The organism is Chromobacterium haemolyticum (assembly GCF_002081825.1).
GTDB lineage: Bacteria > Pseudomonadota > Gammaproteobacteria > Burkholderiales > Chromobacteriaceae > Chromobacterium > Chromobacterium fluminis.
This window is the reverse complement of sequence record NZ_MUKU01000008.1, coordinates 1-19,243: the sequence shown is the minus strand read 5'-3', so window position 1 is coordinate 19,243 and position 19,243 is coordinate 1. Positions and strand designations below refer to the sequence as shown.

The following is a 19,243-nucleotide window of genomic DNA, read 5'->3' as shown; positions in this document are numbered from 1 at the left end:
AGCGGTTTTCGCCTTGTCTCGCCTTAGCTCGCGAGATCGTAAAAATGTTCTTGGTGCATGGCTTGGTTTACTGGCGGCAGATGGGCGCGGGGAAGGGAGGATCTGTCGGCGACGCCGTGGATTGGCGTGGCCGGGGATGATAGGTGCGTGTTATGGCGTTTTTCATGGTTGCCCTGCACATGTCGTATAAGACAGGCCGAATATGTCGTTTTGATAATACGCGGAAATTATATCAATACGGCATGAAATTGACACAGGAAAATTCACTCGACATATGTCGGCAAGAGAGATTTGTCTCATTTGTGCAAACGCACATTTTTAGAGAGCCGACAAAACATTAATCTTGCTCAATGCGCGCGTTTAAAGGCTATGGCAGCTCTACGGCAAAACGGTGCGTTGCAGCAAACTTGTGCTGGCTGGGAAGGCGGGCGGGGCGATTATGCCGCGGGGCGGTAAATGGGAGGCGGCGCTGACGCGCGGGCAAGAAAGGCGCTTGGGCTGCTACCCCATCCGGTTGACGCCTGTGGCCGGGGGGCGGCGGAGAATTGAATTCGACGCGCAAAGAAAAAGACCGAAGTCCGACGCCATCCGCTGAGGGCGCCGTGCATTTCGGTCTTGTGCGACAGTTGACGATCCGGGAGGATCAGAACGGAATGTCGTCGTCCATATCGTCCAGCTGCTTGGGCGCCGGGCGCGGTTCTTGGCGGCGCGGCGCGGCCGGGGCCTCCTGGCGCGGGGCCGGGGCGTTGTAGCCGTAGCCGTCGTCCATGCCGCCTCCGCTCATTCCGCCGCCGGAGCCGCCCATCTCGTTGCGGCCGCCTTGCAGGCTCAATTCGTTGACGCGCACGTCCGGGGACAAGCGCTTGTTGCCCTCCTTGTCCTGCCATTCGCGCAGGGTCAGTTGGCCGTAAACGGTGACTTGCTGGCCTTTGGCCAGGTAGTTCTTCAGCGATTCACCGCGCTTGCCCCATACCTGGCAGCTGAACCAGTTGGTGCTCTTGCGCTCGCCAAAGCCGATGTCGCTGGCTACGCGGAACGACAGTACCGGCTCACCGCTGGGGGTGTAGCGCAGTTCGGCGTCGGCGGCCAGACGGCCGTCAAAGGTGATGCTGTTCATCGATGTCTCCGAATAAAAATCTAAATATTTGGCCTGTCGCCGCAGTTCAGAAGGTGGCTCCGATCAGGCGCTGCACCGTCGCTTCGTCCCACTGCCGCTGCGATACCTTCAGATAGGCCACGCGGTCTTCCAACACGACCACGGCTTCATGCACGCCGGCCACGCCGGCCAATTGGCGGGACAGGTCGCCGGCGTCGCCCCGCCAGTCCTCGCCAATGTGAAACATCACCGAGCGCACCGGCTTGGGAGGCCGCATGGCCAGCGACCACAGCAGCCAGGTCAGCATCAGCAGGCTGGTGAAGCCGAACACGCCGACCGGACCGAAGCGGGTGTACAACCAGCCGCCGGCCGCCGCGCCCAAGAACAGGCCAAGGGATTGGGCGGTATTATACACGCCAATCGCGGTTCCCTTGGCATCGGCCGGAGCGATCTTGGAAATCAATGAGGGCAGCGTGGCTTCCAGGATATTGAAGGCGATGAAATACAAGCCCAGCCAGATCACGATCTGCCAGAAGCTGTCCAGCGCCATCGCCATGCCCATCTGGGCGGCGGTCATCAGCGCGATGGCACCGACGAACACTTGTTTGAGCCTGGCTTTTTTCTCACCGTAGATAATGGCCGGCACCATTAGCAGGAAGCCGATTACCGTTACCGGCAGATACACCTGCCAGTGTTGGGTCTTGTCCAGATGGGCGGTCTTGATCAGCGCGAAGGGAATGGTGACGAACATCGCCATCTGCGCCGCGTGCAGCGCGAAGATGCCGTAATTCAGTTGCAGCAGTTGCGGGTCTTTCAAGACCGCGGGCAGCCGCTTGGCGTTGGCTTCGGTGTCAGAGTGAAAACGCGAGCTGACCGGGTCCGGAATGATCAGCCAGACGCCGATCAACGCCGCCAGCGACAGCGCGCCGGTGAGCGCGAAAATGCCGTTGACGCCGATGTACTTGGCCAGCAGAGGCCCCAGCACCAGGCTGGCGGCGAAGGTGGTGCCGATGGACATGCCTATCATCGCCATCGCCTTGGTGCGGTTTTCCTCGCGGGTCAGGTCCGCCAGCAGCGCGGTGATGGCGGCGGAAATGGCGCCGGCGCCCTGAATGACTCGGCCCACGGTCAGGGTGGCGATGTCGTGCGCGCCGGCGGCGACGAAGCTGCCCAGCGCAAACAGCAGCAAGCCGCCGTAAATCACCTTTTTGCGGCCTATCTTGTCGGACAGCATGCCCAGCGGCAGTTGCAGCAGGGCCTGGGTCAGGCCGTAACTGCCCAGCGCGATGCCGATCAGCGTGTGGTTGTCCGCGCCTTCCAGGGTTTGGGCGTACAGGGCGAATACCGGCAGGATCAGGAACATGCCCAGCATGCGCAGGGCGTAGATGCCGGCGAGGCCAAGGCTGGCCCGGAGTTCTGTTGCGTTCATTCTTGTGTGCGTCGTTTGTGTTGCTGGCGGGCTGCGGCCTGAGGGCCGCGCCCCATGGTTCTAGTAACGGTCCGGCGCCGTTCCGGATGACGCCGCGCGTTAAAGATCTGGTGGAGTCAGACTTGCCAAGTCAGGTATATTAACAGGTTCCCTGACCGACGGTGAGTTACGCTCCAATATGGACAGCATTCGCATTCGCGGCGCACGCACGCACAATCTGAAGAACATCAACCTGGATTTGCCCCGCCACCAATTGATCGTGATTACCGGTTTGTCCGGCTCCGGCAAATCCTCGCTGGCCTTCGACACCCTGTACGCGGAAGGTCAGCGCCGCTACGTGGAAAGCCTGTCCGCCTATGCGCGCCAGTTCCTGCAATTGATGGAAAAACCGGACGTGGACCTGATTGAAGGCCTGTCTCCGGCGATCTCCATCGAACAGAAGGCCACCAGCCACAATCCGCGCTCCACCGTCGGTACCGTCACCGAAATTCACGACTACTTGCGCCTGCTGTACGCGCGGGTGGGCGAGCCGCACTGCCCGGAGCACGGCGTGCCGCTGTCTTCGCAAACCGTCAGTCAGATGGTGGACCATGTGCTGGCGCTGCCGGAGGAAAGCCGGGTGATGATCCTGGCCCCGGTCATCGTCGGCCGCAAGGGCGAGAATCTTGATCTGTTTGAAGACCTGCGCGCCCAGGGCTTTGTGCGGGTGCGCGTGGACGGCGAAGTGTTTGAAATCGACGCCGTGCCGAAGCTGGACAAGAACAAGAAGCACACCATCGAAGTGGTGATAGACCGCCTGAAGGTGCGCGAAGACATGAAGCAGCGGCTGGCGGAAAGTTTCGAAACCGCGCTGCGCCACGCCGAAGGCCGCGCCATCGCCGTGGAAATGGATAAGGGCGAAGAGCATTGGTTCTCCGCCAAGTTCGCCTGCCCGGTGTGTTCCTACAGCCTGCCGGAACTGGAGCCGCGGCTGTTCTCCTTCAACAACCCGATGGGCGCCTGCCCCAAGTGCGACGGCCTGGGTGAAATTACTTTCTTCGATCCGCGCCGCGTGGTGGCGCATCCGGAATTGAGCCTGGCCGCCGGCGCGATCAAGGGTTGGGACAAGCGCAACCAGTTCTATTTTCAGATGCTGATGTCGCTGGGCGAGCATTACGGCTTCTCCGTGGCGGAGCTCGCCTTTGAAGACCTGCCGGAAAAAGTGCGCAATGTGGTGCTGCACGGCTCCGGCCGCGACAGCATCGAATTCAGCTATATGTCGGAGAAGGGCACCAAGTTCAGCCGCGCGCACCCGTTTGAGGGCATCATCCCCAATCTGGAGCGGCGCTACCGCGAAACCGATTCCTCGGCGGTGCGCGAAGAACTGGCCAAGTACCAGAACAACCAGCCTTGCCCGCATTGCCAGGGCTCGCGCTTGCGTCTGGAAGCGCGCCACGTTTTCATCGGCGACAAGACCCTGTACGAGATCAACCAGATGCCGCTGAAGGACACCGCGCTCTTCTTCGCCCAACTGGCGTTCAGCGGTCAGAAGCAGGCGGTGGCGGAAAAAATCGTCAAGGAAATCAGCGAGCGGGTGTCCTTCCTCAATAATGTGGGCTTGGACTACCTCAATCTGTCCCGCTCCGCGGACACCCTGTCCGGCGGGGAGGCGCAGCGCATTCGTCTGGCCAGCCAGATCGGCTCCGGCCTCACCGGCGTGATGTACGTGCTGGACGAGCCGTCCATCGGCCTGCATCAGCGCGACAACGACCGCCTGCTGGCCACCTTGATGCGGCTGCGCGATCTGGGCAATAGCGTAATCGTGGTCGAGCACGACGAAGACGCCATCCGCGCCGCGGACTATCTGGTGGACATGGGGCCGGGCGCAGGCGAGCACGGCGGCGAAGTGCTGGTCGCCGGCACCCCGGCCGAAGTGGCCGCTTGCGGCCATTCCATCACCGGCGACTACTTGTCCGGCCGCCGCCGCATCGCGCTGGGCGGAGAGCGCCGCGAGGTGGACCCGGAGCGCATGCTGCGTCTGATCGGCGCCAGCGGCAACAACCTCAAGAACGTCACCCTGGAACTGCCGCTGGGCATGTTGGTGTGCATTACCGGCGTGTCCGGCTCCGGCAAATCCACGCTGATCAACGACACCCTGTACAAGATCACCGCGAGCGAGCTCAACGGCGCCAGCGAAGAGCCGGCCGCCTACCAGGACATCCAGGGCCTGAAGCAGCTGGACAAGGTGATCAACGTCGACCAAAGCCCGATCGGCCGCACCCCGCGCTCCAACCCGGCCACCTACACCGGCTTGTTCACCCCCATCCGCGAGCTGTTCGCCGGCGTGCCGCTGTCGCGCGAGCGCGGTTATGGCCCGGGCCGCTTCTCCTTCAACGTCAAAGGCGGCCGCTGCGAAGCCTGCCAGGGCGACGGCATGATCAAGGTGGAAATGCACTTCTTGCCCGATGTCTACGTGCCCTGCGACGTTTGCCACGGCAAGCGCTACAACCGCGAAACCCTGGAAGTGCAATACAAGGGCAAGAACATCCACGAAGTGCTGGAAATGACGGTGGAGCAGGCGCTGGAGTTCTTCAGCGTGGTGCCCACCGTGGCGCGCAAGCTGCGCACCCTGATGGAAGTGGGCCTGGGCTACATCCGGCTGGGGCAAAGCGCCACCACCCTGTCCGGCGGCGAGGCCCAGCGCGTCAAGCTGGGGCTGGAGTTGTCCAAGCGCGACACCGGCCGCACCTTGTACATTCTGGACGAACCCACCACCGGCCTGCATTTCCATGACATCGATCTGCTGTTGCAAGTACTGCACCGCCTACGTGAAAGCGGCAACACCGTGGTGGTGATCGAGCACAATCTGGACGTGGTCAAAACCGCGGACTGGCTAATCGACCTAGGGCCGGAAGGCGGCGCCGGCGGCGGCCAGATCATCGCCACCGGCACGCCGGAACAAGTGGCGGCCAATCCGGTCAGCCATACCGGGCGCTATTTGCAGCCCTTGTTGCAGCGCGAGCAAGCCTGATGGCAATCAAGTACAATGCGCGGATAGACAGCTTGCTGTTATAAAGAAATACCGGCGGCGGCAAGGGGCGAACAGCGTCGCCGCCCAGCTGGACGGCGCGTCGCCCAAGGGCCATCGCATCAAAAACAATATGAGGAAGTCATGCTGACTTTAGGCAAGATCGATCACATCCACATTCGTGTGACTGACGTGCCCAAGGCCCTGAAATGGTATCAGCGCGTGCTGGCCATGGCCCCGGACCCGCGCTATAAGCACATGCGCGAAGGCCCGCACGGAGCGGTAATGCTGGCCAACGCCAACGGGGCGGTGCGCCTGGCGGTAAGCGAAGACAAGAGCGGGGCGGCCAACCATCAGGGCGACATCGCCTTTGTGGTGAGCGGCCAGGATTTTCTGGAGTGGATAGACCAGCTGGCCGGCGAACGCGTCACCAATCGCGACGGCCAGACCATAGCTCGGGATTCCGTGCGCGACCATCGCTTCTTCTGCTCGCTGTCCTTCGTCGACCCTTTCGGCAACCCGTTCGAGATCGTCAGCTACGATCACACCTGGCTGGTGGGCAAGCTCAAACTGAACGAGCAGTTGGAGTGAAAACCGCTGATCGCCACTAAAACCGCCGGCTTCGCGCCGGCGGTTTTTTCATGCGCTTAAGACAAGGCGCCTTCCTGGCGCAGCACTTGTTCCAGCGCGGCGAAGCAGGCGGGGTCGATGGCGCTGCCCAGATGCTGGCGCATGATGTCCAGGGTTTGCGGCGCGGGGGTGGCCGGGTGGTAGGGGCGTTCCGCGTTGATGGCGTCGAAGATGTCCGCGGCGGTGATGATGCGGGTTTCCAGCGCGATGGCGTCTCCGGACAGGCCACGCGGGTAGCCGCCGCCGTCCGGGCGCTCGTGGTGGGCGCCGGCCACCCAGGCCAGTTCGGCGAAGTGTTCGATGCGGCCCAGGATGGCCTCGGTGTAGCCGGCGTGGCGTTTGACCGCCTCCCATTCGTCCGCCTCCAGCTTGCCGGGCTTGTCCAATATGGTGTTGCTGACGCCCAGCTTGCCCACGTCGTGCAGGAGCGCGCCGCGTTTCAGCCAGCGCCGCCGCGCCTGGCCCAGTTCCAGCTCCGCGGCGATCTGGTCTGCGTAATGGCCCACTCTTTGGCTGTGGCCGGCGGTGAACGGGCTTTTGGAATCCACCACCTGGCCAAAACCCTCGGCGATCTCGTCCAGATAGTCCTCGTCGAGCGGCACCGCGCATTGGGCCGGCTCCAGTCGCAGCACTGCCTGGTCGATGTCGTCGGCTTCCAGCTGCCGCCAGAAGTCCGGCCTGGCGCTCACCCGACGGAAGGCGGCCACCAGTTCCGGATCGAACCAGCCGCCGGCGCGGCGCAAGGCTTGGTCCAGCGCCGCCTGGCGGCCGTGGGTGATGTGGAACACGTCTATCACCTGGGCCAGCAGGGCGATGCGGGAGTTCAGCGGAATGGCGTCGCCGCGCAGGCCCAGCGGCCGGCCGGAGCCGTCCCAGTGTTCGTCTAGCGATTGGATGCCGCGCGCCACGTTTTCATTGAAGCGCAGCTGGCGGGCGATGTCGGCGCCGCGGTGGCAGCGGGTGTTGATCAGTTCGTCCGCCATCGCCCGGCCGTGGCGCAGCACTTTGAGCACGGAGGCCGCGCGCCGCGTCCAGCCCGCGCTGTGGGTGCCGGTGTTCTTGAATACGAAGCCCAGCATTTGCGGCAGGCTGGCGCCCACTTGCTTGAAGTCTTGTTTGAAGCTGCGGTCGTCGGTTTGGTACAGCTCGCAAATGCGCGCCGCGTTGCTGCTGCAGCCCAGGTCCTTGAGCAGGATGGCGTAGTACAAATCCCATAGCCGCTGCGGCGGCAGATCGATGTATTGGCCGATATGCATGCCTATCCAGCAGCTGCGGATGCAGTGGCCCTCGGGCTGGCCTTCGGTGATGTCCAGCGCGTAGCTGAGCGAGCTGATCAGTTCGGACAGCTTCAAGGTGGCGGCCATGGGCGCTCCACGGGGTTGAGGCGGGCAGGGAGACTGCGGGAACCTATTTGGAGCCGCTCACAAAATTGCGCAGAGCACCTGAGGCAAGTCGGTACAACGCGACGTCAGGCGTTTTGTGAGCGGCTCTTACCTTCTTTATCCTCGGCGGAGCGCGTTTTTTCAATCCCGCCGCGCCGGCGCGCGCTCGCGGCTCAGCCGCGAGATGGTGTCCACCAGCCGCGCTTCGATGTCCTGGCCCAGCGGCAGCCGCTCGCTGGCCAGCTCGGCTAGCCGCGGATGGGAGCCCACCTGCACCGAGTGGCCAGCCTCCAGGAACATGCTGACGTCGTTGTTGTCGTTGCCGAAGCAGATCAGTTCCTCGGCGGCGATGCCGCATTGGCGCAGCGCCGCCATCTTGCTAACGCCGGTGGCGGTGATGTCGAAGATCTGTTCGTCGGAGTGGTGGTGCAGTTCCACACCGGCGTGGGCGTCCAGTTCCCGGTGCAGGCCGGGGACGTCGGCGCAGGCGGTGATCAGCAATTTGGCCGGCTGGCGGATGTGTTCGGCGCCGACGCGCTTGGCCAGCTTGCCGGGGTCCACCTTGCTGAGGAAGGGATGGCTGGCGTCGCCGCTGTAGTGGTAGTCCCAGCACAGGTCCACCAGGTAGGACGCGGCAAAGCGCTGCGCCAGTTGGGTGATGTCGGCGAACACCGGGTCCGGGATGGGGGTCAGCCGGCGCAGCTGGCCTTGCTGATGGCTCATCGCGCCGTTGGCGCCGATGATCAGCGTGTCGTGAAAGCGGGTGTCCAGCAAGGGCAGGATGTCGCGGTAGGGACGGGCGGAGGCGAAGCCGAGCTGGTGGCCGTGCCGGCGCAGGCTGTCCAGCGCGTCCTGGATGGCCGGGCTGATGGTTCTGCCGTTGAAGCAAAGGGTGCCGTCGATATCGAAGATGAAGTGCATGGGGTCTCGCTACGGGAAGGTGGGCGGCTGGCAAGGGCCGCCATTTTATGATGTTTGTATTCCAACTGTCTTGTTGGGTTGGGTGAAACGGCCGCGCCAAACTGGCGGGCCTTGGACTTGTGAATACCGGCATTTGTCCGCATTGTCAGTGAGTGACCCTATGAAAACTGGAGAGTGCCGCGCATGAGCCAAAACATTTGCCTGGAACCGTTAACCGCCGCCGATTTTCCCACCTTGGCCAAGCTGGCCGACGAGATTTGGCACCAGCATTTCATCAGCATGATCAGCCGCGAGCAGATCGAATACATGCTGGCCGGCCGTTATGTACCGGAAAAGCTGTCCGCCTATCTGGACGCGCCGGATCGCTGGTTTGGGCTATTGAAGCTGGATGGCCGGGCGGTGGGCTATTGCAGCTACGCGCTGACGGCGACGCCGGGGGAGATGAAGCTGGAGCAGCTGTATTTATTGGCGGAGACGCGCGGCCGCGGCCTGGGCGCTTATATGCTGGACGCAGTGGAACAGGCGGCGCGGCAGCGCGGCTGCCATACCCTGGTCTTGACGGTGAACAAGCACAACGCCGGCGCCATCGCGGTGTATAAGCAGCGTGGTTTTACCTTGCGGGAGCAGGCGGTGTTCGATATTGGCAACGGCTTTGTGATGGACGACGATGTGATGGAGATACGGCTGGCTTGAAGGCTGTTGAGCAGTCTGCAAGAGTGGCCAATTGCAAGGCGCAAGGCATCAAGCCTTGCGCCTTTTCCGTTCAGCGGCCGGTTCAGAACCGCATGGTCCCGCTACGGGTCTCCTCCTGCCACATTGCCTCCAGATAATTATGGGACTTGTCGGCAATCCAGGCGGCCGCCAGACACAGGCCCTTAAGCTGCGCCAGATCCGGGCGCGGCAAATCCAGCGCTTCCAGGCCGTTGGCCAGCGCGTCCGCGGTTTCTAGTTTGGAGAGAGGGGCAGCGGGGATGGAATGTTTATCCATGATGAACGCCTGACATGCCGTTCCGGGGTCACTTTAACGGTGCGTTCGGAATAGGACTGAGAAGCCGCGACTGACGAGCGCGGGTTTCGCCTGACAGGTGTGTTCAGCACCATGGCGAATCTAGCAGCGTGCTAGAGGACGGTCAATGCCGCGGGGCAGTGTCGGCCGTTTTGAGCCAGGGCTAGAAGGATGTGGCGTGAACGCATGACAAGGGCAAGCCGCCTGGCTTGCCCTTGCCGCGTCAGGAAATGCTTAGGTACCGCAGAAGGTCCGATATCCCTGTGCCACTTCCGGCGCGGCCGGCAGCGTGTAGCGCTCCAGGCCGGCGCGTTCGGTGAGGGGCTGGCGCAACACGTCCAGCAGCGCCAGCGTCGGACCCATGTCGCCGTGGTCGCTGGCGGCGGCCAGCGCTTCTTCCACCAGGTGGTTGCGCGGGATGTAGAGCGGGTTGGCCTGGCGCAGCGCGGCGGCGCGTTCGGCGGCGGCTTGCGGTTCGGCGTCCAGCCGCTGGCGCCAGCGCGCCAGCCACGGTTCGGCGGCGGCGGGGTCGTTGAAGAGCTGGGTCAGTGTTTGGTCTTGGCCTTCGGCGGCGTCGGCCAGCCGGCGCCAGGCCAGAGTGTGGTCGGCGTCCTGGCGCGCCAGCAGCGCCAGCCAGTCTTCGGCCAGTTCCTGGTCGATGTCCTGAGCCTGGTTCAGGCCCAGCTTGCGGCGCGCCTGTTGCAGCCAGTGGGCCTGGTAGCGCTCGGTGAAGCCTTCGATGACGGCGGTGGCCGCCGGCACCGCGTTTTTCGGTTCGTCCGGGTCCAGCAGCGGCAGCAGGGTTTCCGCCAGCCGGGCCAAATTCCATTGGGCGATGGCCGGCTGGTTGCCGTAGGCGTAGCGGCCGCCGCTGTCTATGGAGCTGAACACGGTGGACGGGTGGTGGACGTCCATGAAGGCGCAGGGGCCGTAGTCTATGGTTTCGCCGCTGAGCGCCATATTGTCGGTGTTCATCACGCCGTGGATGAAGCCGGCGTGCATCCAGCGGGCGATCAGTTCCGCCTGGCGTTCCGCCGCCGCTTGCAGTAGCGCCAGATAGGGCTGTTCGGCGTCGGCCAGTTCGGGGTAGTGGCGCGCCAGGGTGTAATCGGCCAGCCGACGCAGCATGTCGCGCTCGCCGCGGAGGGCGAAGTACTGGAAGGTGCCGACGCGCAGGTGGCTGGCGGCGACGCGGGTCAGCACCGCGCCGGGCAGCGCCTGTTCGCGGTAGACGGTTTCGCCGGTGGCGGCCACGGCCAGCGCGCGGGTGCTGGGGATGGCGAGCGCGTGCATGGCTTCGCCTATGATCAGTTCGCGCAGCATCGGCCCCACCGCGGCCTTGCCGTCGCCGCGGCGCGAGAACGGGGTGCGGCCGCTGCCCTTGAAGGCGATGTCGCGGCGCTGGCCGTTGCGGTCCATGACTTCGCCCAGCAGCAGCGCGCGGCCGTCGCCCAGTGATGGGGACAGACCGCCGAACTGATGGCCGGCATAGGCTTGGGCCACCGGCTTGGCGCCGGCCGGCAGCGCGGCGCCGGAGAAGGCGGCGGCCAGCTCCGCGGCGTCGGCCTGGCCGCTGTCCAGGCCCAGTTCTTCCGCCAGCGCGGCGTTCCAGTACAGCAGGGCCGGCGCGGGCGGGGCGTCGGGCTTGACCGGCGCGCAGGCGTCGGGCAGGTCGCGGGCGTAGCTGTGGTCGAAGTCGATGTGGATCATGGCGGGCTCGCTGGGCGGGGTATGGGATTGAGACGCCGGCGGCGGGGCAAAGTGCCCGGCCGCCGGCCGGCAAAAAGCCGCCCGTGGGCGGCTGGGTTTAACGGCTGCGGCCCTTGCCGGCGCCTGCTGGTTTTCCGCCCGGTTTGCTCATGGGCTTGCCGCGTCCGGCCGGCGCTTTGCCGGCGGCGGGCTTGGCCGTGGCTTTGGCCTGCGCGGGCTTGCCGCGCTGTCCGTGTCCGGCGGGGGCGGCGGCGCGCTGGCCTGGGGCCTTGTTGCGCGACAGCGGCGCGCCCATGCGGTGGCGCACGGCGGCGGCCTTGTCGCCCGGCGGCGTCGGCGGAATCAGGCAGTGCTTGCTGTGGCCGATCAGGTCGCCGCGGCCCATATTGAGCAGCGCGTCGTGGAGGATCTGCCAGTTGTCCGGGTGGTGATAGCGCAGAAAGGCCTTGTGCAGTTTGCGGCGGTAGCCGTCGCGCACCACGTCCACTTTTTCCGAGCTGCGGCTCAAGCGCTTCAGCGGATTGCGGCGGGTGTGCCACATGGTGGTGGCCATCGCCATCGGCGTGGGGGTGAAGGTTTGCACCTGATCCAGGCGGAAGTTGTTCTTCTTCAGCCACAGCGCCAGGTTCATCATGTCTTCGTCGCTGGTGCCGGGGTGGGCGGCGATGAAGTAGGGGATCAAATACTGTTCCTTGCCGGCCTGGCGGCTGAAGCGTTCGAACAGTTCCTTGAACTTGTCGTACGCGCCCATGCCTGGTTTCATCATCATGGACAGCGGACCGTCCTCGGTGTGTTCCGGGGCGATCTTCAGATAGCCGCCTACATGGTGCTGCACCAATTCCTTGATGTACTCGGGCGAACGCACGGCCAGGTCGTAGCGCAGGCCGGACTGGATGTTGATCTTCTTCACGCCCGGCAGCGCGCGCGCCTTGCGGTAAAGCTGGATCAGGTGGCTGTGGTCGGTGTTCAGGTTTTCACAGATGTCCGGGAACACGCAGGACAGCTTCCTACAGGAGCGCTCGATCTTCGGGTCCTTGCAGGAGAGGCGGTACATATTGGCCGTGGGGCCGCCCAGGTCCGAGATGTGGCCGGTGAAGCCCGGGGTTTTGTCGCGGATTTCCTCGATTTCCTTGAGGATGGACTCCTCGGAACGGCTCTGGATGATGCGGCCTTCGTGCTCGGTGATGGAGCAGAAGGTACAGCCGCCGAAACAGCCGCGCATGATGTTGACCGAGTATTTGATCATTTCCCAGGCCGGGATATTGGCGTCGCCGTAGCTGGGGTGCGGGTTGCGGGCGTAGGGCAGGCCGTAAACGTGGTCCATTTCCTCGGTGGAGAGCGGAATGGGCGGCGGGGTCAGCCACACGTCGCGCTCGCCGTGCATCTGCACCAGCGCACGGGCGTTGCCGGGGTTGGATTCCAGATGCAGGGTGCGGCTGGCGTGGGCGTACAGCACCGGGTCGTGGGCCACGGCCTCGTAGGCCGGAATGCGGATCACGGTCTTGGCGCGTTCGGCGCGGCGCTTGGCCAGGCGCTCTTCGCGCGATTCGATGCGGATGACTTGCGGTTTGGACGGGTCCTGGTCCTTGGTGGCTTCGGCCGCCTGTTCCGGGATTTCCTGGTAAGGGTTGAGGTGGGCGTCCACCTTGCCCGGCAGATCCACCACGCTGGAATCCATCTCCTGCCATTCTTCGTCCGGATGCCAGCCGTGCGGCACGATGAAGGCGGTGCCGCGCACATCGCGGATCTCGCTGAGCTTTTCGCCCCTGGCGGCGCGGTGCGCCACTTCCACCAACGCGCGCTCGGCGTTGCCGTACAGCAGCAGGTCGGCCTTGGAGTTGATCAGCACCGACGGGCGCACTTTCTCGCTCCAGTAGTCGTAGTGGGCGATGCGGCGCAGGCTGGCCTCAATGCTGCCCACCATCACGCCCACGCCGGGGTAGGCCTCGCGGCAGCGTTGAGCGTAGACGGTGACGGCGCGGTCCGGCCGTTTGTTGGCCGCGGCGTGCGGGGTGTAGGCGTCGTCCGAGCGCGGACGGCGGTCCGCGGTGTAGCGGTTGATCATCGAGTCCATATTGCCGGCGGTGACGCCGAAGAACAGATTGGGCTTGCCCAGTTCGCGGAAGGCGTCCGCGGAGTGCCAGTCCGGCTGGGAGATGATGCCCACGCGGAAGCCCTGGTCTTCCAGCAGCCGGCCCACCAGCGCCATGCCGAAGCTGGGGTGGTCGATATAACCGTCGCCGGTGATCAGGATGATGTCGCAGGAATCCCAGCCCAGCTGGTCCATTTCGGCGCGGGTCATCGGCAGGAACGGGGCGGGGCCGAAGCGGCTGGCCCAGTACTTGCGGTAGGAGGTGATCGGTTTGGCGGCGTGTGCGGTCGTCATGCTGGCAATGGACTGAAGTTCGAGCAACCCGACATTATGCCATAGTTGCGCCTTGCTTGTGGAATAAGCGCTTGTTTTTTATTGGGAATTGCCTTGGTTGCAGTAGGGTTTTGCCGGAGGGGAGGTTTTGCTTATCAAAATCAAGGCGCTGCGCGTCCTGGCCGCAGGAACGGGACGCCGGGGTTCCCGCATGACATTCCCCTGCCGCAGGCGTATCCTAGCGGCCCATTCGCCAGGCCGGAAACGGCTTGCCGAGCGGCCGCCATGGCGGGGCCGGAGGAGAGAGGCAGGTAAAGTCGGGCCGGCCTGGGCGCCAGTCCCTTATATCCGCCGCTCCTTCCGCGAGGGAAATCATTGTATTAGGTGGGAGCTCAATATGACGAGCCAGATCGTATTGGTGGATGAGGCGGCGCAAGGCCGCTATGTGGATGAATTGGAGCAGGGCAAGGTTTTGTATCTGCCCCGTTTCGATTTCAAGTTGCAGGCCGAGGAGGAGCGCTTGCTGGACCCGGCCATCGCCGATCCCAAGCGCAAGAACATCAGCCTGGAGCCGGACAACGGCGCCTTGCATGGTGTGGCGGGCGGCGCGGCACGAGAGGCTGAGGTGCGCGGCTTGATCTCGCGTTACCAGCGGGCCGCCGCGGACCTGGCCGCGCGATTGTTGCCGGAATATCAGGGCAAGCTGCGCGCTGCGCCCACCAGCCTGCGGTTGATGCGGGTGGAGAACCGCCGGACGTCCTGGCGCAAGGACGACAGCCGGCTGCATGTGGACGCGTTTCCGTCCCGCCCCAATTACGGCGAACGCATTCTGCGGGTGTTCTGCAACATCAACCCGCATGGCGAGCCCAGGGTGTGGCGGGTGGGCGAGCCCTTTGCCGATATGGCGCGGCGCATGCTGCCGCGGGTGCCGCGGCAATGGCCGGGTTCGGCGGCCTTGCTGGCGGCTTTGAAGATCACCAAGCGCAAGCGCAGTGCTTACGATCACATCATGTTGCATCTGCACGACGCGATGAAGGCGGATCTGGATTACCAGCGCCAATGTCCGCAGGAAACCATGCCGTTTCCGCCCGGCTGCGCCTGGGTCTGTTTCTCCGATCATGCGTCTCACGCGGTGATGTCCGGTCAGTTCATGCTGGAGCAGACTTTCTGGTTGCCGGTGGCGGAGATGGCGCAGCCGCAACAGTCGCCGCTGGCGCTGTTGGAGCAGTTGACGGGCAAGGTCTTGGTGTAAGGTGATCAAACGGGAGGCGGGCGAGGCCGGTCCGCTCCCAGTCGGGGCGAAATCGGTTACAATCTTCGATTAGTCATAATCGCACTGCACAAAACAATGAGCACGGAAAACAACGCGCCGGTTGTCAGCAATTTCATCCGCAACATCATTGACGAGGACCTGGCTTCCGGCAAGCACAGCGGCATCGTCACTCGCTTCCCGCCGGAGCCCAACGGCTACCTGCACATCGGTCACGCCAAATCCATTTGCCTGAACTTCGGCCTGGCCGATGATTACAAGGGCGAGTGCAATCTGCGCATGGACGACACCAATCCGGAGAAAGAGTCCGACGAGTTCGTGCAGTCGATCAAGGACAGCGTGGAGTGGCTGGGCTTCCACTGGGCCGGCAACGTCCGTTTCGCCTCCGATTATTTCGAGCAGCTTTACGGCTACGCGGTGGAGTTGATCCAGAGCGGCAAAGCCTTCGTCTGCGATCTGAACGCCGAAGAAATGCGCCAGTACCGCGGCAGCCTGACCGAGCCGGGCAAGAACAGCCCGTTCCGCGAGCGCGGCGTGGAAGAGAACCTGGACCTGTTCGCCCGCATGCGGGCCGGCGAGTTCCCGGACGGCAGCAAGACGCTGCGCCTGAAAATAGACATGTCTTCCGGCAACGTGAACCTGCGCGATCCGGTGATCTACCGCATCCGCCGCGCGCATCATCACCGTACCGGCGACGCGTGGTGCATCTATCCGATGTACGACTATACCCACTGCATTTCCGACGCCATCGAGGGCATTACCCACTCCTTGTGCACGTTGGAGTTTGAAGACCACCGCCCCTTGTACGACTGGGTGCTGGACAACATCAGCATCGGCTGCCATCCGCGTCAGTACGAGTTCTCGCGGCTGGAACTGTTGTACGCGCTGACTTCCAAGCGCAAGCTGCAGGCGCTGGTTCACGACGGCCTGGTGAGCGGCTGGGACGACCCGCGCATGCCCACGGTGGAAGGCATGCGCCGCCGCGGCTTCAGCCCGGCCGGCATCCGTCTGTTCGCTCAACGCATCGGCGTGTCCAAGGGCGAGAACATCATTGACATGAGCGTGCTGGAAGGCGCGGTGCGGGAGACGCTGGAAAACGACTCTCCGCGCGTGATGGCGGTGGTGAAACCCTTGAAAGTGACGTTGACCAACTACGACGCCGCCGTGACCGCCAGCCGCAGCGCGCCCTTTCATCCGCATCATCCGGAGTTCGGCGAGCGAGAAGTGCCGATTGCCCGCGAAATCTGGATTGAACAGGATGATTTCGCCGAGGTGCCGCCGCCCAAGTGGCAGCGCCTGACCGCCGGCGGCGAAGTGCGCTTGCGCTACTCCTACGTGATCAAGTGCGAGGAAGTGGTCAAGGACGCCGCTGGCGAGGTCATTGAGCTGAAGTGTTCGATCGACCACGACACCCTGGGCAAGAACCCGGAAGGCCGCAAGGTCAAGGGCGTGATTCACTGGGTGTCCGCCGAACACGCGATCCAGGCCGAAGTGCGCTGGTACGAGCGTCTGTTCACCGAGCCGCGTCCGGACGCGGTGCGCGGCGAAGACGGCGAGTATGTCGATTTCCGCCAGTTCCTGAACGGCGAATCGCTGAGCGTCGTCACCGCCTACGTCGAAGACGCGGTGTTGAAGGCCGAACCGGAGTCCCGCTTCCAGTTCGAACGCCTGGGCTACTTCGTCACCGACCGCCACGACCACCAGGCCGGCAACAAGGCGGTGTTCAACCGCACCGTGGGCTTGAAGGACAGCTGGAGCAAATAAGCGCCGGCGCCTGGCTGGGCGCTTTGCGTATCCGGCCAGCGTATGACTTCCAGCAATGGCGGGCTCGCGGGTCCGCCATTTTTGCGGCTTGCGCAAGCCGCCGCATGCATAAGAACGAGGATTAACGATGAAACTGTCCGTGAAACCGCTTGCCCTGTCCCTGCTGGCCGCCGGCCTGCTCTCCGCCTGCGCCGCCACGCCGGGCAAGGGCAATTACGTAGAAGACAAGACTTACAAAATCACCATCCTGCACACCAACGACCACCACGGTCGTTTCTGGCCCAATAGCGACGGCGAATACGGGCTGGCCGCGCAAAAGACGCTGGTGGATCAAGTGCGCGCCGAGGTCAAGGCCGACGGCGGCTATATGCTGCTGCTGTCCGGCGGCGACATCAACACCGGGGTGCCGGAATCCGATCTGCAGGACGCGGAGCCGGACTTCCGCGGCATGAGCCGCATAGGCTACGACGCGATGGCGGTGGGCAACCACGAGTTCGACAAGCCGGTGCCGGTGCTGATGAAGCAGCGCCAGTGGATCAACTTCCCCATGCTGTCCGCCAATATCTACCAGGACGGCAAGCGCCTATTCGATCCCTACGCGATGTTCAATCTGGGCGGGGTGAGAGTGGCGGTGCTGGGCCTGACCACCGACGACACTGCCAAGATGGTGAACCCGGAGCAGGTCAAGGGCATCGAGTTCCGCAGCCCGATCGCCGAGGCCGGCATGCTGGTGCCGGAGTTGCGCCAAAAGGCCGACATCGTCATCGCCGCCACCCATATGGGCCATTACACCGACGGCCAGCACGGCGTGAACGCGCCGGGCGATGTGGAAATGGCGCGCGCGGTGAAGGGGCTGGACCTGATTGTGGGCGGCCACAGCCAGAACCCGGTGTGCATGAAGGCGGAGAATCAGCGCGACGACGCCTACGTGCCGGGCGCTCCCTGCGCGCCGGATCGTCAGAACGGCGCCTGGATCGTGCAGGCGCACGAGTGGGGCAAATACGTGGGCCGCGCCGATTTCGAGTTCCGCAACGGCAAGCTCAAGCTCTCCAAATACCAGTTGATGCCGGTGAATCTGAAAAAAACCGTCAAGGGCGGGGACGGCAAGGAACGGAAAGTGCCGTATACCCAGCTGATCGAAGAAGACGGCAAGCTGCGCAACTTCCTGCAAAGCTATCAGAACAAGGGCCAGGCGGCGCTGGATGTGCCGGTGGGCCGGACCAGCGCCAAGCTGGACGGCGACCGCGGCGTGGTGCGCAGCCAGCCCACCAATCTGGGCGTGTTCGTCGGCCGGGTGATGATGGACAAGGTCAAGGCGGACTTCGCCGTATCCAACTCCGGCGGCATCCGCGATTCGTTGCCGGCAGGCGCGATCAACTACCGCGACGTGTTGAAGGTGTTCCCCTTCGGCAGCACCCTGGCCTACGTGGACCTGAACGGCCGGGAGGCGCTGGACTACTTGAAGACCGCCGCGAGCATGACGCCCGGCGCGGGCGCCTTCGGTCAGTTTGCCGGCGTCAAGCTGCGCATCGTCGGCGGCCAGTTGCAGCAAGCGTTGATCGGCGGTCAAGCTATCGATCCGGCCAAGACTTACCGGATGGCGATCAACAGCTTCATCGCCGCCGGCGGCGACGGCTACCCGCTGATGAACAAGCATCCGGGCTACGTCAACACCGGTTTCGTCGACGCCGAGATGCTGCGCGAATACATCGCCGCGCATTCGCCCATAGACGCCGCGGCTTACGCGCCCGGCGACGCGGTGACGCGCAACTAAGCGCGATTTTCCGTTAAGAACCTGTTTACGATCTGCTGCGCGTCGTGAAACGTGGCTCGGTGAGTGCAACTTCGAAATGCTCATGTACCGTGTGTACACTCCGCTTTCTCAGCTGTTTTCGCCTTGTCTCACCTTAGCTCGCGAGATCGTAAACACGTTCTAATACGCGTCAAACCGCAGCCCAGGCTGCGGTTTTTTCTTGCTGGCCTTTGGGTCCGGTGAATATGCGGGCGCGCTTGCCTACGGTAATGGAGGCAGCGGCCGCTGATGACGGCGGTCGCGAGTTGGACGTTTGAATCCTTAGGAGAACGATCATGGCACAACAAGGCGTATTCACCCTTCCCCCGCGCATCAACTTCGGCGTGACCGCGTTGACCAATGCGGCTTATCAGCAAAACATCACCGTGTACGTGGACAACGAACCGCGCGCTACCTTCAGCGGCAGCGGCGTGGACGACCGCAACCTGGGTACCCGGGTGATCAATTCCGGTTCCGGCGCGGTGCGGATCGCGGTGACGGTGAACGGCAAGCAATCGGACCTGGTGTCCAGCCAGGTGGTGCTGGCCAACCGCCTGAACCTGGCCTTGGTGGGCGCGGAAGACGGCGCGGATCAGGATTACAACGATTCGATCGTGGTATTGAACTGGCCGCTGGGTTAAGGCTCGCCTGGCGGATGAACAAAGCCCCCTGGCGGGTAATGCCAGTCAGTTAACGCTGACTGGCATTTTTCGTTGGATATTTGTGTGCCCTGTTCTTCACGACTCGCGGGCAATGTCGGCCTGGTCTGCGTGGTGGCAGCACAAACAGCCTCGACTGCTCCAGTAAGCGCGCCAATTGGGCGGGTAACGTACCTGCTGATGCCAGACTGGCAAAGCACAACACATTCAAT

General features: G+C 63.7%; 14 protein-coding genes. 7 read left to right on the top strand and 7 right to left on the bottom strand.

Annotation, left to right across the window (positions count from 1 at the left end):
* Window positions 1-643 precede the first annotated feature (643 nt).
* Complete coding sequence (locus tag B0T39_RS07455) at window positions 644-1,117, bottom strand: single-stranded DNA-binding protein (protein ID WP_019102147.1); 474 nt, start codon at window positions 1,115-1,117, stop codon at window positions 644-646.
* Window positions 1,118-1,163: 46 nt separating this feature from the next.
* Window positions 1,164-2,525, bottom strand: a complete 1,362-nt coding sequence (locus tag B0T39_RS07450) for an MFS transporter (protein ID WP_081545506.1) — start codon at window positions 2,523-2,525, stop codon at window positions 1,164-1,166.
* 178 nt (window positions 2,526-2,703) lie between these two features.
* On the opposite strand from B0T39_RS07450, the gene uvrA reads away from it, so the two are divergent.
* Together uvrA and B0T39_RS07440 are read left to right on the top strand one after the other, a co-directional pair.
* Window positions 2,704-5,535 carry an excinuclease ABC subunit UvrA gene (gene uvrA, locus B0T39_RS07445; RefSeq protein WP_081545505.1) on the top strand — a complete coding sequence of 944 codons (2,832 nt, stop codon included), beginning with the start codon at window positions 2,704-2,706 and terminating at the stop codon, window positions 5,533-5,535.
* Between the two features lie 141 nt (window positions 5,536-5,676).
* Window positions 5,677-6,123: a VOC family protein gene (locus B0T39_RS07440; protein ID WP_081545504.1), complete on the top strand. Its 447-nt coding sequence runs from the start codon at window positions 5,677-5,679 to the stop codon at window positions 6,121-6,123.
* Window positions 6,124-6,179: 56 nt separating this feature from the next.
* Here the strand turns inward: B0T39_RS07440 and B0T39_RS07435 are convergent, their stop codons facing one another.
* Window positions 6,180-7,526: an HD-GYP domain-containing protein gene (locus tag B0T39_RS07435; RefSeq protein ID WP_081545503.1), complete on the bottom strand. Its 1,347-nt coding sequence runs from the start codon at window positions 7,524-7,526 to the stop codon at window positions 6,180-6,182.
* A gap of 159 nt (window positions 7,527-7,685) precedes the next feature.
* Window positions 7,686-8,465, bottom strand: a complete 780-nt coding sequence (locus B0T39_RS07430) for an HAD family hydrolase (protein WP_081545502.1) — start codon at window positions 8,463-8,465, stop codon at window positions 7,686-7,688.
* Window positions 8,466-8,648: 183 nt separating this feature from the next.
* Here B0T39_RS07430 and B0T39_RS07425 point away from each other — a divergent pair, with 183 nt between their 5' ends.
* Window positions 8,649-9,158 carry a GNAT family N-acetyltransferase gene (locus B0T39_RS07425; protein WP_081545501.1) on the top strand — a complete coding sequence of 170 codons (510 nt, stop codon included), beginning with the start codon at window positions 8,649-8,651 and terminating at the stop codon, window positions 9,156-9,158.
* Between the two features lie 82 nt (window positions 9,159-9,240).
* Here B0T39_RS07425 and B0T39_RS07420 read toward each other — a convergent pair whose 3' ends face one another.
* The 3 genes from B0T39_RS07420 to B0T39_RS07410 all read right to left on the bottom strand — a co-directional run bounded on the left by B0T39_RS07420 (window position 9,241) and on the right by B0T39_RS07410 (window position 13,567).
* Window positions 9,241-9,453: a hypothetical protein gene (locus B0T39_RS07420; protein WP_081545500.1), complete on the bottom strand. Its 213-nt coding sequence runs from the start codon at window positions 9,451-9,453 to the stop codon at window positions 9,241-9,243.
* 252 nt (window positions 9,454-9,705) lie between these two features.
* On the bottom strand, window positions 9,706-11,181 hold the full coding sequence (locus B0T39_RS07415) for a protein adenylyltransferase SelO (RefSeq protein WP_081545499.1): 1,476 nt from the start codon (window positions 11,179-11,181) through the stop codon (window positions 9,706-9,708).
* 97 nt (window positions 11,182-11,278) lie between these two features.
* On the bottom strand, window positions 11,279-13,567 hold the full coding sequence (locus B0T39_RS07410) for a YgiQ family radical SAM protein (RefSeq protein ID WP_081545658.1): 2,289 nt from the start codon (window positions 13,565-13,567) through the stop codon (window positions 11,279-11,281).
* 376 nt (window positions 13,568-13,943) lie between these two features.
* Between B0T39_RS07410 and B0T39_RS07405 the strand changes: the two genes are divergently transcribed.
* From B0T39_RS07405 to B0T39_RS07390, 4 genes are all read left to right on the top strand, one after another.
* Window positions 13,944-14,798, top strand: a complete 855-nt coding sequence (locus tag B0T39_RS07405; protein ID WP_081545498.1) for a Kdo hydroxylase family protein — start codon at window positions 13,944-13,946, stop codon at window positions 14,796-14,798.
* Window positions 14,799-14,894: 96 nt separating this feature from the next.
* The gene (locus tag B0T39_RS07400) at window positions 14,895-16,580 is read left to right on the top strand and encodes a glutamine--tRNA ligase/YqeY domain fusion protein (protein ID WP_081545497.1); all 1,686 of its coding nucleotides are present in this window, start codon (window positions 14,895-14,897) and stop codon (window positions 16,578-16,580) included.
* Window positions 16,581-16,707: 127 nt separating this feature from the next.
* Complete coding sequence (ushA, locus tag B0T39_RS07395) at window positions 16,708-18,354, top strand: bifunctional UDP-sugar hydrolase/5'-nucleotidase UshA (protein ID WP_081545496.1); 1,647 nt, start codon at window positions 16,708-16,710, stop codon at window positions 18,352-18,354.
* Between the two features lie 314 nt (window positions 18,355-18,668).
* A complete protein-coding gene (locus tag B0T39_RS07390; protein ID WP_019102018.1) occupies window positions 18,669-19,013 on the top strand; it encodes a fucose-binding lectin II in 345 nt (114 codons plus the stop codon).
* The last annotated feature ends 230 nt before the right edge of the window (window positions 19,014-19,243 follow it).